Origin of the sequence: Staphylococcus sp. HMSC34C02 (assembly GCF_001838705.1) — a bacterium.
Classification (GTDB): Bacteria; Bacillota; Bacilli; order Staphylococcales; family Staphylococcaceae; genus Staphylococcus; species Staphylococcus borealis.
Genome location: NZ_KV838592.1, coordinates 465,932 through 482,338, shown reverse-complemented (window position 1 = coordinate 482,338; position 16,407 = coordinate 465,932). Strand labels below are relative to the sequence as shown.

At 31.8% G+C, this 16,407-nt stretch carries 15 protein-coding genes and 2 tRNA genes; 14 read left to right on the top strand and 3 right to left on the bottom strand.

Annotated features, from left to right (window positions below):
* From HMPREF3239_RS10985 to HMPREF3239_RS10955, 7 genes are all read left to right on the top strand, one after another.
* Window positions 1–76: transfer RNA gene (locus tag HMPREF3239_RS10985), tRNA-Thr, on the top strand.
* Window positions 77–81: 5 nt separating this feature from the next.
* Window positions 82–154, top strand: a tRNA-Lys gene (locus HMPREF3239_RS10980).
* A 233-nt stretch (window positions 155–387) separates the two neighbouring features.
* On the top strand, window positions 388–1,194 hold the full coding sequence (gene cdaA, locus HMPREF3239_RS10975; RefSeq protein ID WP_053031531.1) for a diadenylate cyclase CdaA: 807 nt from the start codon (window positions 388–390) through the stop codon (window positions 1,192–1,194).
* A 1-nt stretch (window position 1,195) separates the two neighbouring features.
* On the top strand, window positions 1,196–2,128 hold the full coding sequence (locus tag HMPREF3239_RS10970; protein WP_053031529.1) for a CdaR family protein: 933 nt from the start codon (window positions 1,196–1,198) through the stop codon (window positions 2,126–2,128).
* A 25-nt stretch (window positions 2,129–2,153) separates the two neighbouring features.
* Complete coding sequence (glmM, locus tag HMPREF3239_RS10965) at window positions 2,154–3,506, top strand: phosphoglucosamine mutase (protein WP_070855652.1); 1,353 nt, start codon at window positions 2,154–2,156, stop codon at window positions 3,504–3,506.
* 659 nt (window positions 3,507–4,165) lie between these two features.
* On the top strand, window positions 4,166–5,971 hold the full coding sequence (gene glmS, locus HMPREF3239_RS10960; RefSeq protein ID WP_053031525.1) for a glutamine--fructose-6-phosphate transaminase (isomerizing): 1,806 nt from the start codon (window positions 4,166–4,168) through the stop codon (window positions 5,969–5,971).
* Between the two features lie 331 nt (window positions 5,972–6,302).
* Window positions 6,303–7,157 (top strand): HAD family hydrolase, encoded by an 855-nt coding sequence (locus HMPREF3239_RS10955; protein WP_256323756.1) that lies wholly within the window; start codon window positions 6,303–6,305, stop codon window positions 7,155–7,157.
* Window positions 7,158–7,213: 56 nt separating this feature from the next.
* On the opposite strand, the gene HMPREF3239_RS10950 is transcribed toward HMPREF3239_RS10955, so the two are convergent.
* A complete protein-coding gene (locus tag HMPREF3239_RS10950; protein ID WP_070855650.1) occupies window positions 7,214–8,320 on the bottom strand; it encodes a lytic transglycosylase in 1,107 nt (368 codons plus the stop codon).
* Window positions 8,321–8,451: 131 nt separating this feature from the next.
* On the opposite strand from HMPREF3239_RS10950, the gene HMPREF3239_RS10945 reads away from it, so the two are divergent.
* Entirely contained in the window at window positions 8,452–9,183 is a 732-nt protein-coding gene (locus HMPREF3239_RS10945; protein WP_070855649.1) for a metallophosphoesterase family protein, read from the top strand.
* Window positions 9,184–9,259: 76 nt separating this feature from the next.
* Here the strand turns inward: HMPREF3239_RS10945 and czrB are convergent, their stop codons facing one another.
* Window positions 9,260–10,198 (bottom strand): CDF family zinc efflux transporter CzrB, encoded by a 939-nt coding sequence (czrB, locus tag HMPREF3239_RS10940; RefSeq protein ID WP_070855648.1) that lies wholly within the window; start codon window positions 10,196–10,198, stop codon window positions 9,260–9,262.
* Window positions 10,191–10,520, bottom strand: coding sequence for an ArsR/SmtB family transcription factor (locus tag HMPREF3239_RS10935; RefSeq protein WP_070855647.1), 330 nt, complete (start codon window positions 10,518–10,520; stop codon window positions 10,191–10,193). Before HMPREF3239_RS10935 ends, czrB begins: the two co-directional genes overlap by 8 nt.
* 147 nt (window positions 10,521–10,667) lie before the next feature.
* Here HMPREF3239_RS10935 and HMPREF3239_RS10930 point away from each other — a divergent pair, with 147 nt between their 5' ends.
* The 6 genes from HMPREF3239_RS10930 to HMPREF3239_RS10905 all read left to right on the top strand — a co-directional run bounded on the left by HMPREF3239_RS10930 (window position 10,668) and on the right by HMPREF3239_RS10905 (window position 15,921).
* On the top strand, window positions 10,668–11,324 hold the full coding sequence (locus HMPREF3239_RS10930; RefSeq protein WP_070855646.1) for an SDR family oxidoreductase: 657 nt from the start codon (window positions 10,668–10,670) through the stop codon (window positions 11,322–11,324).
* Window positions 11,325–11,729: 405 nt separating this feature from the next.
* Entirely contained in the window at window positions 11,730–12,662 is a 933-nt protein-coding gene (locus HMPREF3239_RS10925) for a type I phosphomannose isomerase catalytic subunit (protein ID WP_053031510.1), read from the top strand.
* 48 nt (window positions 12,663–12,710) lie between these two features.
* Window positions 12,711–12,941 (top strand): hypothetical protein, encoded by a 231-nt coding sequence (locus HMPREF3239_RS10920; protein ID WP_053031508.1) that lies wholly within the window; start codon window positions 12,711–12,713, stop codon window positions 12,939–12,941.
* A 225-nt stretch (window positions 12,942–13,166) separates the two neighbouring features.
* Complete coding sequence (locus HMPREF3239_RS10915; protein ID WP_053031506.1) at window positions 13,167–14,540, top strand: EVE domain-containing protein; 1,374 nt, start codon at window positions 13,167–13,169, stop codon at window positions 14,538–14,540.
* A 298-nt stretch (window positions 14,541–14,838) separates the two neighbouring features.
* The gene (locus tag HMPREF3239_RS10910) at window positions 14,839–15,234 is read left to right on the top strand and encodes a thiol-disulfide oxidoreductase DCC family protein (protein ID WP_070855645.1); all 396 of its coding nucleotides are present in this window, start codon (window positions 14,839–14,841) and stop codon (window positions 15,232–15,234) included.
* A 243-nt stretch (window positions 15,235–15,477) separates the two neighbouring features.
* Window positions 15,478–15,921, top strand: a complete 444-nt coding sequence (locus HMPREF3239_RS10905; protein WP_141763610.1) for a Dps family protein — start codon at window positions 15,478–15,480, stop codon at window positions 15,919–15,921.
* The last annotated feature ends 486 nt before the right edge of the window (window positions 15,922–16,407 follow it).

Sequence of the window (16,407 nt, the reverse complement as noted above, 5' to 3'; positions counted from 1 at the left end):
GCCGGCCTAGCTCAATTGGTAGAGCAACTGACTTGTAATCAGTAGGTTGGGGGTTCAAGTCCTCTGGCCGGCACCATCTTTGAGCCATTAGCTCAGTTGGTAGAGCATCTGACTTTTAATCAGAGGGTCAGAGGTTCGAATCCTCTATGGCTCACTCACTAGCACTCCTAAATAGGAGTGCTTTTTTTGTGTTTTTGAACAATACTATAATATAAAAGTTTTTAACATATTGTATTCATAATATTTATGAAAAGGGATAGAATGAGTTTGAAAAGAATGATGTTATATACTTATTATTTTTTTTAATACAATGTGTTTGCACATATGACAGTTGTCACTATCATTGGTATAATTATGACTATGGAAAAAATATTCGGAGGAGATGCTATGGATTTTTCCAACTTTTTTGATAATCTTAGTACATTAAAAATTGTAACGAGTGTGCTGGATTTACTTATAGTATGGTATGTCCTTTATCTTCTCATTACTGTATTTAAAGGAACCAAGGCGATTCAATTACTCAAAGGTATACTTTTTATTGTTATTGGGCAACAAGTGAGTAAAATTCTAAATTTAACTGCCACATCTAAGCTTTTTGATATCGTAATTCAATGGGGGGTACTTGCACTTATTGTCATTTTCCAACCAGAAATTAGAAGAGCATTAGAGCAGTTGGGTCGTGGAAGCTTATTTAAACGTTATACTAATACATACAGTCATGATGAAGAAAAGTTAATTCAAGCAGTTTCAAAGGCTGTTCAGTATATGGCTAAAAGACGTATAGGTGCTTTAATCGTATTTGAAAAGGAAACGGGATTGCAGGATTATATTGAAACGGGTATAGCGATGAATTCTGAAATATCACAAGAATTATTAATTAATGTCTTTATACCGAATACACCGTTACACGATGGTGCAATGATAATTCAAAATTCTAAGATTGCGAGTGCAGCGAGTTACTTACCGTTATCAGATAGTGCTAAAATTTCTAAAAGCCTAGGTACTAGACATAGAGCAGCAGTAGGTATTTCTGAAGTCTCAGATGCATTTACAATCGTTGTTTCAGAGGAAACGGGATCGATATCAGTAACATTTGATGGCAAATTACGTAGAGATATCTCGAGTGAGGTATTTGAAGAATTATTAGCCGAACATTGGTTTGGAACACGCTTTCAAAAGAAAGGTGTGAAATAAGATGCTAGAGAGCAAATGGGGTCTTAGATTTATTGCACTTTTATTAGCAATCTTTTTCTATTTATCAGTTAATAATGTGTTTGGTAACATTTTCAATAATGATAATTTATCACAAAATTCATCTAAAACAATTGAAGATGTACCAGTAGAGATAATTTATAATTCTAAGGATTTACATGTAACTAAAGCTCCTGAGACGGTTAATGTTACTGTTTCAGGTCCACAGTCTAAGTTAATTAAAATTGAAAATACGGACGATATTAAAGTTGCAGTAGATTTATCGAACGCTAAAGCAGGAAAGTATAAAGAGGATTACATTGTTAAAGGCTTGAGTAATGATATCAATTATAATGTTAAACCGAAACAAGCTTATGTCACTTTAGAAGATAAAGAAACGAAAACGATGCATGTTCAGGCAGATATAGGTAAAGATGATATTGACCCAAATTATAAAGTTAGAGATAGTTCTGTAGAGCCTAATTCAGTTAAAGTAACAGGTGGTAGAGAACAACTTAAGAAAATCGCATACTTAAAAGCGACTTTTAAGGATGCAAATAAATTAAGTCAAGACACATCGGATGTTGCAGATGTAACTGCATTTGATAAATCATTAAATAAATTGGATGTTAATATTCAACCAAATGAAGTAAAACTCAATGTTAAACTTCAAGAGTATAGTAAAAAGGTTAAAGTTAAAATCAAGCAAAAAGGTAGTTTACCTAATGGTGCTAGTTTAGATAATATAACGCTTGATGAAGAAGAAATTGAAATTTATGGTAACAGAGATGATTTGCAAGATATTAATGAGATAGAAGCGACAGTTGATCTTGATAATATTACAGAATCGACAGATCAGAACGTTCAATTGCAATTACCAGATAAAGTGAAAAAAGCTGATCCAGATGACATAACAGCACATATAAGTTTAAACTAAAACATTTTATAAAGGAGTATTTATAATGGGAAAATATTTTGGTACGGATGGAGTAAGAGGTATAGCTAATAAAGAGTTAACACCTGAATTAGCATTTAAGTTAGGCCGTTATGGTGGCTATGTATTAGCACATAACGAGGATGCTGATAGACCTAAAGTTTTAGTAGGTAGAGATACACGTGTATCAGGCGAAATGCTAGAATCTGCTTTAATTGCAGGTTTAGCTTCAATTGGTGCAGAAGTTATGAGATTGGGTGTAATATCTACACCCGGCGTAGCTTATCTTACTAGAGAAATGGGTGCTGAATTAGGTGTTATGATTTCGGCTTCACATAACCCTGTTGCTGATAACGGCATTAAGTTTTTCGGAGCAGATGGCTTCAAATTATCAGATGCTCAAGAAGAAGAAATAGAGGCATTATTAGATCAAGAAAATCCGGATTTACCACGACCAGTTGGTACAGATATTGTTCATTTTTCAGATTACTTTGAAGGTGCTCAAAAATATTTAAGTTACTTAAAATCAACAATTGATGTTAATTTAGAAGGATTAAAAATAACATTAGATGGTGCAAATGGTTCTACATCAGCACTAGCGCCTTTCTTATTTGGAGATTTAGAAGCAGATACTGAAACTATTGGTTGTAGTCCTGATGGTTATAATATTAATGACAATTGTGGATCAACACATCCTGAATTGTTAGCTGAAAAGGTTCTAGAAACTGAAAGCGACTTTGGTTTAGCATTTGATGGAGATGGAGATCGTTTAATTGCCGTTGATGAAAAAGGTAATATCATTGACGGGGACCAAATTATGTTTGTAATTGGTCAAGAAATGCATAAAAATCAAGAATTAAACAATGACATGATTGTTTCTACTGTAATGAGTAACTTAGGCTTCTATAAAGCACTTGAAAATGAAGGTATCAAATCTAATAAAACAAAAGTTGGAGATCGATACGTAGTAGAAGAAATGAGAAAAGGAAATTACAACTTAGGTGGTGAACAATCAGGTCACATTGTTATGATGGATTACAATACGACAGGTGATGGTTTACTAACAGGTGTTCAATTAGCTGCCGTAATTAAAATGAGTGGCAAACCACTAAGTGAGTTAGCTGCGCAAATGAAAAAGTATCCTCAGTCTTTAATTAATGTTAAAGTTACAGATAAACACCATGTTGAAGATAATGAAGATGTTAAAAATGTAATGAATGAAGTTGAAACTGAAATGAACGGTGAAGGTAGAATTTTAGTTAGACCTTCAGGTACTGAACCATTAGTTCGTGTTATGGTTGAAGCTTCAACTGATGAAGACGCGCAACGTTTTGCTCAACGTATTGCTGACGAAGTACAAGCAAAAATGGGCTTAGAATAATAATTTATCTCGTACACTATAAACCTTCAAAGTATACATTAAATTGTAACTTTGGAGGTTTTTTAATAGATATATTGCATTGAAAGTGCTTACATTCTGTTGATTGCTATATTGTTTAGCATTAATTTAATAATTAAGATTAATTTTTACCTATTTTTGAAAATTATAAAATATATTTATTTTTACTTTTCGCTAAAAAGGTTGGAAATTGTTTGCATTCATTTATCTGAAAAGTGTAAAATAAATAATATTGGAAGGAGGATAGTATAAAAATAATTACAAAGCGCCAGGGCAATATATAAGTGTTTCAATGATCAAAAGTTAAATATGAGAACTATTGTAGAACATTTTATATTATTGCAGACGAGGAGAATAGTCATCGAACTTATCGGCGGATGCTATTCCGGATGTGGCTCATTCGTTAGCTTATTATTTAAAACATTTAGGTAACTAAATGCACAAAAATAATAAGAATGCCTAAATTTAAAAAAATCTTAGAAATATAATATGGCTTAATAGGGTAAATAAGATAAAGATAAAATATCAATATTAAAAGATATTATCTAAAAGATAATTACAAAGTTGTAAAATCTCTTAACCTATTTAAATTTTATATAACAGATAAAATTTTCAAGCTATATTTAACGGAGGGAAAATTTATGTGCGGAATTGTAGGATATATCGGATATGATAATGCAAAAGAATTGCTATTATCAGGATTAGAAAAATTAGAATACAGAGGATATGATTCAGCTGGTATTGCAGTTGCAAATGATAATGGTACAACTGTATTTAAAGAAAAAGGTCGTATTGCAGAATTAAGAAAAGTTGCTGACAATAATGATACGGATGGGCATGTTGGTATCGGTCACACACGTTGGGCTACTCACGGTGTACCAAGTACTGTTAACTCACATCCACATCAATCTAATAGTGAACGTTTCACATTAGTTCATAATGGTGTCATTGAAAACTACGAAGAATTAAAAAGTGAGTACTTAGCAGATGTAACATTCCAATCTGAGACGGATACAGAAGTCATTGTACAGTTAGTTGAATACTTTTCAAATAAAGGTTTAGAAACTGAAGAAGCTTTCTCTAAAGTTGTATCTTTATTACATGGTTCATATGCATTAGGTTTACTTGATAACCAAGATAGAGACACGATTTATGTAGCTAAAAATAAATCACCTTTATTAGTTGGTGTTGGCGAAGGTTTCAATGTTATTGCCTCAGACGCATTAGCTATGATTAAAGTTACGAATGAATATAAAGAAATTCATGACCATGAAATCGTTATCGTTAAGAAAGATAGTGTAATCATTAAAGATCAAGATGGTAATGTTCAAGATCGTGATACGTATACGGCTCAAATTGATGCCTCAGACGCTGAAAAAGGTATCTATGACCACTATATGCTTAAAGAAATTAATGAACAACCAGCAGTTATGCGTCGTATTATTCAAGAATACGAAGATGAAAATGGCGACTTGAAAATTGATCCAGAAATTATTAAAGATGTTGCCGCTGCAGATCGTATTTATATTATTGCTGCAGGAACAAGCTATCACGCTGGATTAGTAGGTAAAGAATACTTAGAAAAATGGGCTGGCGTACCAACTGAAGTTCATGTAGCTTCTGAGTTTGTTTATAATATGCCATTATTGTCTGAAAAACCTTTATTCATCTATATTTCTCAATCAGGGGAAACTGCAGACAGTCGTGCGGTATTAGTTGAAACTAACAAATTAGGTTATAAATCACTAACGGTTACAAATGTAGCTGGTTCAACATTATCACGTGAAGCAGATCATACATTATTATTACATGCTGGTCCTGAAATTGCAGTTGCATCTACGAAAGCATATACAGCTCAAATCGCAGTTTTATCAATTTTATCTCAAGTTGTAGCCAAAGCACATGGTCGAGATAATGATATTGATTTATTAAGAGAATTAGCTAAAGTAACAACTGCTATTGAGACAATCGTTGATGATACACCTAAAATGGAACAAATTGCTAAAGATTTCTTAGAAACAACACGTAATGCGTTCTTTATTGGTCGTACAATGGATTATAATGTCAGCCTTGAGGGTTCATTAAAGTTAAAAGAAATTTCTTACATTCAAGCTGAAGGATTTGCTGGTGGAGAACTTAAACACGGTACAATAGCCTTAATTGAAGATGGTACACCAGTTATCGCACTTTCTACACAAGAAAAGGTTAACTTATCTATTCGTGGTAATGTTAAAGAGGTTGTTGCACGTGGTGCTAAGCCTTGTATTATCTCAATGGAAGGTTTAGAAAAAGATGGAGATACGTATGTCATCCCTCATGTACACGAATTATTAACACCACTTGTATCTGTTGTTACGTTACAATTAATTGCATACTATGCAGCGTTACACAGAGGCTTAGATGTAGATAAACCTCGTAACCTAGCTAAATCAGTTACAGTTGAATAGTTCATTTGAGTTTTAGGAAATAGGACTACATTCGTTTAAAATACATTCAATGGAGCAAGATCACAAATTCATTTGGATTTGGGCTTGCTCTTTTTTTATACATCTAACCACACAATAATGTATGCAAGTGATACTTTGATAAAATATCGGAATTATCTTACAATTGTAATGTTATGAGGTGGTATCATGTTGATTTCGATGGAAAAACGTACCTCGGCGTAAATGATAAACAACGATATTCTTTATATTAAAAAAAGTAAGGTCATTGCACATTTCATCAAATAATGCCACAATTTTATAAAAGATACTTAAAGGAGAAAGCGATATGACATTGAATAATATCAAAGCGATTTTTCTAGATATGGATGGAACGATTTTACATGAAGATAATCAAGCTTCAATTAAAACAAAAACAGTTATTGATGATTTAAGAGCAAAAGGATATAAAGTATTCCTAGCAACAGGACGCTCTTATTCTGAAATTAATCAACTTGTGCCACCTCAATTTGAAGTCGATGGCATCATTAGTTCAAATGGTACAAGTGGGGAAATCAATGGTGATAATCTATTTATGCATTGTTTATCAACTGAAAGTGTTAAACGAATCGTATCATTAGCACAACAACAGGAAATATATTATGAAGTATTCCCGTTTAATGGCTCAAGAATAGCACTAAAGGAAGATAAAGTTTGGATGCAAGAAATGATTAAAGGTGATACACCGCCGAATCATGTAAGTGAAAGTGAATGGAAATCTAGACGAGATGCAATGGCTGGTAAGATTGATTGGAAAGATCATATACCTGACGATAACTATGCTAAAATTTATTTATTTACAACAAACTTAGAGAAAATAACTACTTTCAGAGATGAACTTATTCAGAACCAAGTTCTTTTAAATATTAGTGTTTCTAATTCATCAAGATTTAACGCTGAAACAATGGCGCAGCATACAGATAAAGGAACAGGTATTAAAGAAATGATCGACCATTTCAACATTAAACAAGAGGATACACTAGTTATAGGAGATAGTGATAATGATAGAGCTATGTTTGCATTTGGAGGGTATAGTGTTGCCATGAAAAATGCACGATCAGAAATACAAGAAATTACTGATGAGGTAACGGAATTTACGAATGAAGAAGATGGGGCTGCATTATTCTTAGAAAGTAAATTTTTAAAATAATATCGATAAAAAATAAGGTGGAACCCCTCACTGGCATAGGTTCCACCTTATTTATATTATTTATCTTTATTTAGATTTTTACTAGCTTCATCTTTAATATTTTCAGATTTTTGTTCAACATTGCGCTTCATTTTATTTGAATGATCATTTGCAACGTCTTTAGTGGATTGATGCGCTTTATCATCATTAATTTGTTTACTTAACGTATCATTTTTACGCGTTGCTTTGTTACGTTTAGTTTTCTTCTCTTTTGGTGTCGTACTTAATGTTTCACCACGTTTTAAGAAGTACTGTACTACACCCATGATAAGAATATAATAAAGGATTAAACGTAATACAATAATGATGATTTGTGCTACATATAAAATAACTGTAGCAACTTTTTGAGACATATTACCTGTTGCTACAGAAAGAATTGTCCCAAGCGGTTGTGTAATGATAATAATAATTAAATTGATTAAAAGCACAGCAATAAAGAATTTTAACCATGTTTTATGACCATTTTTAATTCCTTTAAAGCCATTTTTAAAGTGAGAAATAGCGCTATGATTAGATTCACGCACTAATGACACAGTATAATTAATCATTAATATGAAAAAGAACCAAGATACGATTGATGTTATTAAACCAATGATAATTAAAATTATAATTTGAATCGTTAGTAAAATAGCAATAGCATTGTCAGATGCACTGACTGCTGACTGTAATGACGTAAATAAAGGCGTTAAAGCTAAATTAAATAAATAATTTAATGCTACTATAATTAAGTACATCACGATAAATAAACCAATGGTAATTAATGATAGAAGTAAACTCTTACCATATTTACCTTTTTTAAAAGCTACGACTAAATCACTAAAATGAACATCTTCTCTTGAAATTGCTTTAGCGATAACGTTAATTGCACCTGCTAGTAATTGATAACCAGCAAATACAAAGAATAGTAATCCCAGTAATAAAGCTAGGATCATAATTATTAAATATGGACCCGATGATTGTTGAAATTGTGCTGCTAGTTGCATTTGCATGAAATACTGCATAAAGAAAGTTCTAGCAACAGTAAAAACCGCAAATACTACAATAAAACTTACGATACTAAATAGAATCGTCTTAAGAATTTGCGGCTTAGCATTTTTTAATGCCAAACTATGATATTTGAACAAATATAAGCACTCCTTTACTTTAATATAAATACAATATCAAAATTTATACTTTTTTTAAAATAATATCTAACATATTTCAAGATTAAGTGTTAAAATATGCTAATGATTAAATTTTGAAAGGAGATATCATCATGAAATTCGCGATTATTACAGATGTGCATGGTAATTTCGATGCATTACAAACTGTCTTAGATGATATTGATAATAGAGAAGATATTGATAAAATTTATAATCTTGGGGACAATATCGGAATTGGTCATGAAACAAATAAAGTATTAGATATCATATTTGATCGTGATGATATGGAAATTATTGCTGGTAATCATGATGAAGCGGTTATGTCATTAGTAAATGGCACGCCTTATCCAGAAGACTTAAAGGATAAATTTTATGAACATCATCAATGGATAGAGAGTCATATGGATGAGGATTATTACGACCAAATCAACTTATTGCCAAGATACATTGAAAAAACAATTTGTGGGAAAAAATTACTATTCATTCATTATGAAATTGAAAATCAAAAATTAGAAACTGGCATTGAAGGACAACCATTTAGTCCAATCACTGAGAATAGTAAAGACAATATTATTGAGCTGTTCAAAGATAAAGATGCTGATTTAATTGCATTTGGTCACAATCATCAGATGCATTTATATGATGATAATGAAACGATTTACTTTAATCCTGGTGCTGTAGGTCTAAATAATGGGGCTAATGCAGTTTACGGTATCGTAACGATTAATGATAATGAGTTCTCAATTGAAAGAATAAAACTTCCTTATGATAATGAAGAATATTTACAAGGTTTTGACGAAAAACAAGTACCAGCAAAGCAACTTATATTTGACCATTTTCTATAAGCAATGAAATAGGGGTTGGACAGAATTCTAATTGAATTTATAGTCCAACCCTTGATTAATATCTAATAAAATTATTTTAATGTGTATGATGATGCATGGCACCAGAGCATAATATAGTGTCATCATGTTGATGTTTTGGTGTTTCTAATTGTATCGTCATATGTTGAATATTGAGATGTGCTAAGTCATGTTCTATTCGTTTAAGTAATTGTTCACACGCATCCATCGTAAGTGATTTATCTACGACTGCATGGCAACTTAATGCATTCATATCATTGGAAATGGTCCATACATGATAGTCATGAACATTCTGTATTTCCTCATGATGCATAATGGTGAAAATGACTTGTTCTAAATCAATGTCGGAAGGTGTCCCTTCCATTAAAATGTTAATCGATGATTGTGTAATACCAAAAGCACTTTTCAAAATTAATAGTGAGACTAATATACTTGCAATTGGATCTGCAATGGTAAAGTTAAATGTCCAAATTAGAATTGAAGCGATAATAGCCCCTACAGAACCTAATAGATCTCCAAGAACATGGACAAATGCACCACGCATATTTAAATTATGTGATGTATCGCCACCTCTAAACATAATAATAGCTACAACAATGTTAACGATTAAACCAATTAAACTAATGATAAACATTTCTGTTGATTGAACTTCAGGTGGTACAAAAAATCTTTTAATTGCCTCGACAATGATAATTATACTGATGACAAATAAAGTTACGCCGTTAAATAATGCAGCTAATACTTCGAAGCGTTTATAACCAAATGTTTTAGTAGATGTAGCATTCTTTTCAGCGTAAATAAAGGCAATCAGTGCGACACCTAGTGAAACCGTGTCACTAAACATATGTAACCCATCAGATAATAATGCTAAACTATTGGCAATAAAGCCACCTACAATTTCTATTACCATGAAAAGCCCAATGATTATAAATGAAATGCTTAGTATCTTTTTATTATTCGTATGAACATGTGAATGTGAGTGCGAATGATTAGTCATATGAATAGTCACCTCTTAGATGTATTGTATGATGAATGGCTTGTTTCAATAACGTAGAAACATGTTGATCATCAAGCGAATAAATTTTTGACTGGCCTTGCCTTAAAGATTTAACAAGTCCTGCTTGTTTGAGGATTTTAAGCTGATGAGACACGTTAGATTGACTTAAATTTAGTGTGTGTGTAATATGCCCAACACTTGCCTCTGATTGATCTAGCAAGCGAAGAATTCTTAGCCTATTGTAATCACTTAAAGCTTTGAAAATTTCTGTTGTTTGTTTCAAAATAGCTTCTTCATTTGAATCGTTAACATGAACCGTCATGTGAAACACCTCTTATTAATATATGAAAATATGTTCATATATTAATTTAATACATTATGATATCTATGTCAAAAAAATGACTGACGTTTTAATTTTCCTGAAAGTGGTTAAAGCAAGGATATAGATTTAATAAGGAGGCCGATTTATATGAGTTTATTAGTTATAGGTGCTAATGGTGGCGTAGGTTCAAAATTAGTTAGACAATTAAAAGAAGATAATGTTGACTTCACAGCTGGTGTTAGAAAAAATGAGCAAGTAGAATCATTAAAACAAGAGGGAAGTAAAGCAACATTGGTCGATGTTGAAAAAGATAGTATTGAAGACTTAACTCAAACATTTAAAGGCTTTGATAAAGTGATATTCTCAGTAGGTTCTGGTGGTAGTACAGGTGCAGATAAAACAATTATTGTAGATTTAGATGGTGCAATTAAAACTATTGAAGCAAGTAAACAAGCTAATATCAAGCACTACATTATGGTATCAACGTATGATGCCCGTCGAGAAGCATTTGATGCAAGTGGTGATTTAAAACCCTACACGATTGCAAAACATTACGCTGATGAGCATTTAATTAATTCTGGATTAAATTATACGATTGTTCACCCAGGTGCTTTAGAAGATAAAGAAGGCACTTCTAAAATTGAAACTGCATTATATTTTGATGGTAGAGGTGCTATACCTAGAGAAGATGTAGCAAGCGTGTTAAAAGAAGTTGCAACATCAGATAACAAATTTGTGAATAAAGAATTTCAAGTTGTTTCCGGTAATCAATCAATTCGCGAAGCATTATCTTCATATGAATAAGTAAAGTTTAAAGATGACTATTTTGTATACACATTATGTGACTATGTTAAAAGGTGAAAATAAGAAGTTGTATTGCTTAATCGCAGTAGTTAACAGTATTGAGTAATAATTAAACTAATTCTTTTTAGCGCTAGTCATCCTTGTATTAGTGGTCGTGGGCCTAGCAAATTGAACGTCAATCCCACGACCACTTCTTTTATCCTTTTAATAATTTCTATTAAAATAGGACTAAAGTTGATATAATAAAGATACGAGTGATTATATTGGTCGTGCTCATCCTTTAGCATGACTATAATTCAACGCTTACATAATTGACTTTTAGGTTTTAATACATATTAAACAGCAAATTATTATTTACTTTAGAAATAGAGAATACGGCCTTTAACGGTTTTAGGGGGTGCAATTATGCCATTATTTTTAAAGCCTGTTTTTCACGACAAAATTTGGGGCGGTAATAAACTAAAACAATTTAATTACGACATTCCAAGCGAATCAGTTGGAGAATGCTGGGGAATTTCAGCACACCCAAATGGTAAAAGTATGATTCTTAATGGTCCTTATGCAGGACAAACTTTAGATCAAGTATGGACGCAACATAGAGAGCTATTTGGAGACTTTCCAAGTAAGGATTTTCCTTTACTATGTAAAATCGTTGATGCTAAGGAACCATTATCGATTCATGTTCACCCAGATGATTCTTATGCTTATGAATATGAAAATGGGCAATATGGCAAATCAGAATGTTGGTACATTATCGATGCTGAAGAAGATGCTGAAGTGATCATTGGTACATCAGTTAACTCAAAAGAAGAATTAGAAGAGCAAATCGAACAAGATAAATTCATGGAAACACTCAAAAAGGTAAACGTACAACCTGGAGAATTTTACTTTATTCCTGCTGGCACGGTACATTCAATTGGTGCAGGAATTACAGTATATGAAACAATGCAGTCTTCAGATATTACATATAGACTATATGATTATGATAGAGAACGTGATCAACCTTCTTCTCTGAATATCGATAAAGCATTAGATGTCATTCAATATTCTCAAGAATTATCAAGTATTGTTCCGGAAAATGAAATTATTGAAAATCATAAGTGTAGTCACATTGTGTCTAATGATTTCTTTACAATGGTGAAATGGGAAGTCAGTGGAACGCTAAATTATATGAAACCAAGAGAATTTTGTCTTGTTTCTGTCCTTAATGGTGATGGACAAATGATTGTTGATGGCGAAATCTTTAAAATTCAAAAAGGTTCTAACTTCGTGTTAACTTCAGAAGATTTAGATAGCGTTTTTGAAGGAGACTTTACATTAATTATTAGTTATATCTAATATTTCATTTTATATTTATGTCATTTATTTACTAAAGGAGTGTGAGTGTTGAAACAGTTTTTATATATTTCCTTAGTATGTGGTGTGATTGCAGGAGCAGGTGTTTTCTTCAATATGCCACAATATCCTTCGCTTACGATTCCTAGAGTTGTTGCAATTTTAGGTATTATAAGTGCAATCATTACATTTAAAGATAAAGAAATCAGTGGATTATTGAAACTTGGAGGCATTATGATTAATTTAATGCCATTGTTAGGTAGCTTACTTGCACAGCAATAACTTGTATAGGGGAAATATTTAGAATTAATTGGTCATTGATTCTGAATGTTTGCTCTATTTTTTTGCAACTTATTAAAATGTGATAGAATATAAAAAAAATTAAACATAAAATTACGTCGATATGTTAAGATTTAAAGCATAACTTAAGTAACTTTAAAAATTTAAATATTACAATAAATAGGGATACATATTGATTTATAAGAATACATTTAAAGGAGATCCACTATGGAAGAAGAAATAAATTACTTTTGGCTTAATTGTGGCTATACGAGATGGAATCATAACGAGCCTTTAGTAGGTCAAACAACTTTATTTGAATCTGGCGCCCAGTTTAATCCTACCCAAGGTTTTAGAGCTTTTAAAAAAGCCAAAACAGGTGATCAAGTTATATTTTATCAAGTCCAAACAGATACTGGATTACTTGGTATTGGTGAGATCATTAGCGTACAAACAGGCGCTCAAAATAAAATAAGAGTTGAATTTAAATTTAACGAATTATTAAAGCCTTTAACAACAGATTATTTAAAGCGTAGTGAGACACTCGATTTTCGCATGAACAACATGCGTGAAACATTAATTAATCAATTAACTAAAGAAGAATATGATTTAATTGTTTCATTAGGCAAAGGCGAAGAAAAACTTCCACGTTATTTCTTCCTATCTGAAACTGAGTCATTTGAGCCAGGTGAATATTATACGATTTATACACACACTTATAATGGCATCAAACGCAATGGCTATCATTTTTATAATCAATTAGAAGTGGGAGATAACCTTGTATTCTATAATAAATACGAGAATCAGTCAGTGGTAGGCATTGGAGAGGTATCTCGACATATTCATGAGAAACCACCGATTCCAGGTAGAACCAACAGTACAGCCATTGAAATATACTATGATAAACATATTACGCCTGTAACTTTAGGTGCATTGAACAAACATCCTAAGTTAAAAAATCTGTATTTCTTACAAGAAAATGCGAAGCAAGCTATCGCAAGCATGAGCCAAACACAGTATGATGCAATTATTGAAATGAGCAACAATGATGGCATCAAAACGCCTTTTGAAACGATTAAGAAAACAGAAATTGATACAGACCATCATGAAGAAGGTATTAAACCTTTCATATTATTAGTAGTAGAACAACGTGAAGAAGGATTGAAAGCAGCGAATAATTTACTACAAAAGACAAATGCTAACCCTGTGATTACGAGTGGGCATCCAGATTTTACGGAAGATATGTTGTATGGTAAGTATTTACCAAATGAAGCTGGTGCATTATATTATCGTGAAGGGTTTATTACACAATTGATGCCTAAAAATGATAAAAGTTACTTAGTCATTGATAACTTTAATAGAATTGACCCTGATATATTTCAAACATATATTAATGTACTTGAAGGGTATGAAGTGACATTACCTAGGTATAATAAAGAAGGACAAATGGTTAAGTGGTCAAGAGAAAAAGATTCATTCTACCATTTCAATCCAAACTGGCATATTATTGGCGTAACATATGATCGATTAGAGGATATTAAACGTAAATACTCAAAACAATTTCTTAAATATACAAGAATTGTTAAAGTAAATCATGAATAAATAAAATGGCTGGAATTCAGAGAACGCCAAGATTAACTATTTTCTATGTTAATAGAAGTTGGCTAATCTGAAACAGTTATCATAGTATGGTTATTTTAGTTCTAGTGAGTGGACAATGAATTCGAAAGGAATTCTAGTCCACTCTTTTTTATTTATTAGAAATAATATAGATGTAGTCGATTAACTGATTTACAACGGCGTCACAATAAAGTTAAACCTTATCTGTATCACTTTTAGTGTTTAACATAAGTCAAATCATGGAATATGAATACTAAGAAGTAATGGAAGGTGATAGAAGATGCCAATTATTTATTATGACGGTAATTGTGTGTATTGCTATAACTATTGTATTTGGTTAATACAACACGGACTTCCTAAAAGCTATGAATTTGCAACCTTAAAGAGTGAATCAGCGCATCATTTATTTGAACAGCATCCAGAAGCATTAAATAAAAACAGCGTTATATTACAACGTGGTCAACATTTAGAATTCAAATCTAATGCTATAGCGAGTCTTATACTTGCAACTACTGATTATAAGTGGTTAGGATGGTTGCTCAAAGTTACGCCACGTCCTATTAGAGATTGGGCTTATAATTTATTTGCTAATAATCGCAATAGAATGTGGAAGACACATTGGCACCAACCTAATGAATATGAAAAAACTTTCTTTATTGACGATAATCGAGATTAATTGATAATTTTTAATTTTAATTGATAATTTCATATACACTAATGATAATAAAATGATTTGAATGATAGTGCAAATTACTTTTCAAATGCAGATAAATGGCTTTTAATATACTATATAAAGGTTTTTGACTTACGCATAAAATCATCATAAAAAAGATGATCATATCTATTTACAGATTATAATAATTATAATATAATAATAATTGTAATAAAGAGAAAAAATAGTGATAAACAAGGAGAGAATATAATGAGTCAACAAGATGTAGTAAAAGAATTAAACCAACAAGTTGCGAACTGGACAGTAGCTTATACAAAATTACACAATTTCCATTGGTACGTTAAAGGTCCTAATTTCTTCTCATTACATGAGAAATTTGAAGAGTTATATAACGAAGCAAGTCAATATGTAGATGACTTAGCTGAACGTATTTTAGCAATTGGCGGTAATCCAGTTGGAACATTAAAAGAAAGCTTAGACATTTCAATCGTTGATGAAGCGGGTAAAAACTACTCAGCAGAACAAATGGTAGAAGCATTCTCAATAGATTTAACAAATATCTCAGAGCAATTAGTTAAATCTATTGAAGTAGCAGGAGAAGCTGGCGATGATGTATCAGAAGATATGTTCATCGGAATGAAAAATTCTGTTGATAAACACAATTGGATGTTCAAATCATATTTAGTTTAATCATAAGGGTGTTATTAAGCACATGACTCTCAATATCGTTCATTGAGATAAGACTTACAATGATCTTAGTAGAGTGAGTTGAGTCATGTTCTAATCATTAAATTTAAGGCACTTCGTTAATTTAGTTTGCTAGTACTTACTAAATGATACGAAAGTGCCTTATTTTTTTAAAGTATTTCAATGTAAAATTATATATAAATACAAAGTGTTTTGGCGAGACTCTTACGTTGATTATTAATGAACATAAGTGCTAGCGCACTTATGTAAGAAATTCTAGAGATGAATGACGAATGTTGTTGCGCGACTCCTAGTGGAAAAGAAAGTGTCGAGTGACTACAGGCACGAGCCTTTCCCACAGGAAAGCGTCGCAACTATAATGAGTGAATATTCATCTAAGAATTTCTTTAGAGGACTACAGGCTGAAGCTGTCCCATAATAAGGGCCCCAACACAGAGAAACTGAGTTAATCAGTTTCTACAAGCAAAG

Excerpts from the sequence above, each read along its gene's own strand:
- cdaA (WP_053031531.1), top strand. The coding sequence starts at position 388 with ATGGATTTTTCCAACTTTTTTGATAATCTTAGTACATTAAAAATTGTA.
- HMPREF3239_RS10970 (WP_053031529.1), top strand. The coding sequence starts at position 1,196 with ATGCTAGAGAGCAAATGGGGTCTTAGATTTATTGCACTTTTATTAGCA.
- glmM (WP_070855652.1), top strand. The coding sequence starts at position 2,154 with ATGGGAAAATATTTTGGTACGGATGGAGTAAGAGGTATAGCTAATAAA.
- glmS (WP_053031525.1), top strand. The coding sequence starts at position 4,166 with ATGTGCGGAATTGTAGGATATATCGGATATGATAATGCAAAAGAATTG.
- HMPREF3239_RS10945 (WP_070855649.1), top strand. The coding sequence starts at position 8,452 with ATGAAATTCGCGATTATTACAGATGTGCATGGTAATTTCGATGCATTA.
- czrB (WP_070855648.1), bottom strand. The coding sequence starts at position 10,198 with ATGACTAATCATTCGCACTCACATTCACATGTTCATACGAATAATAAA.
- HMPREF3239_RS10935 (WP_070855647.1), bottom strand. The coding sequence starts at position 10,520 with ATGACGGTTCATGTTAACGATTCAAATGAAGAAGCTATTTTGAAACAA.
- HMPREF3239_RS10930 (WP_070855646.1), top strand. The coding sequence starts at position 10,668 with ATGAGTTTATTAGTTATAGGTGCTAATGGTGGCGTAGGTTCAAAATTA.
- HMPREF3239_RS10925 (WP_053031510.1), top strand. The coding sequence starts at position 11,730 with ATGCCATTATTTTTAAAGCCTGTTTTTCACGACAAAATTTGGGGCGGT.
- HMPREF3239_RS10915 (WP_053031506.1), top strand. The coding sequence starts at position 13,167 with ATGGAAGAAGAAATAAATTACTTTTGGCTTAATTGTGGCTATACGAGA.
- HMPREF3239_RS10910 (WP_070855645.1), top strand. The coding sequence starts at position 14,839 with ATGCCAATTATTTATTATGACGGTAATTGTGTGTATTGCTATAACTAT.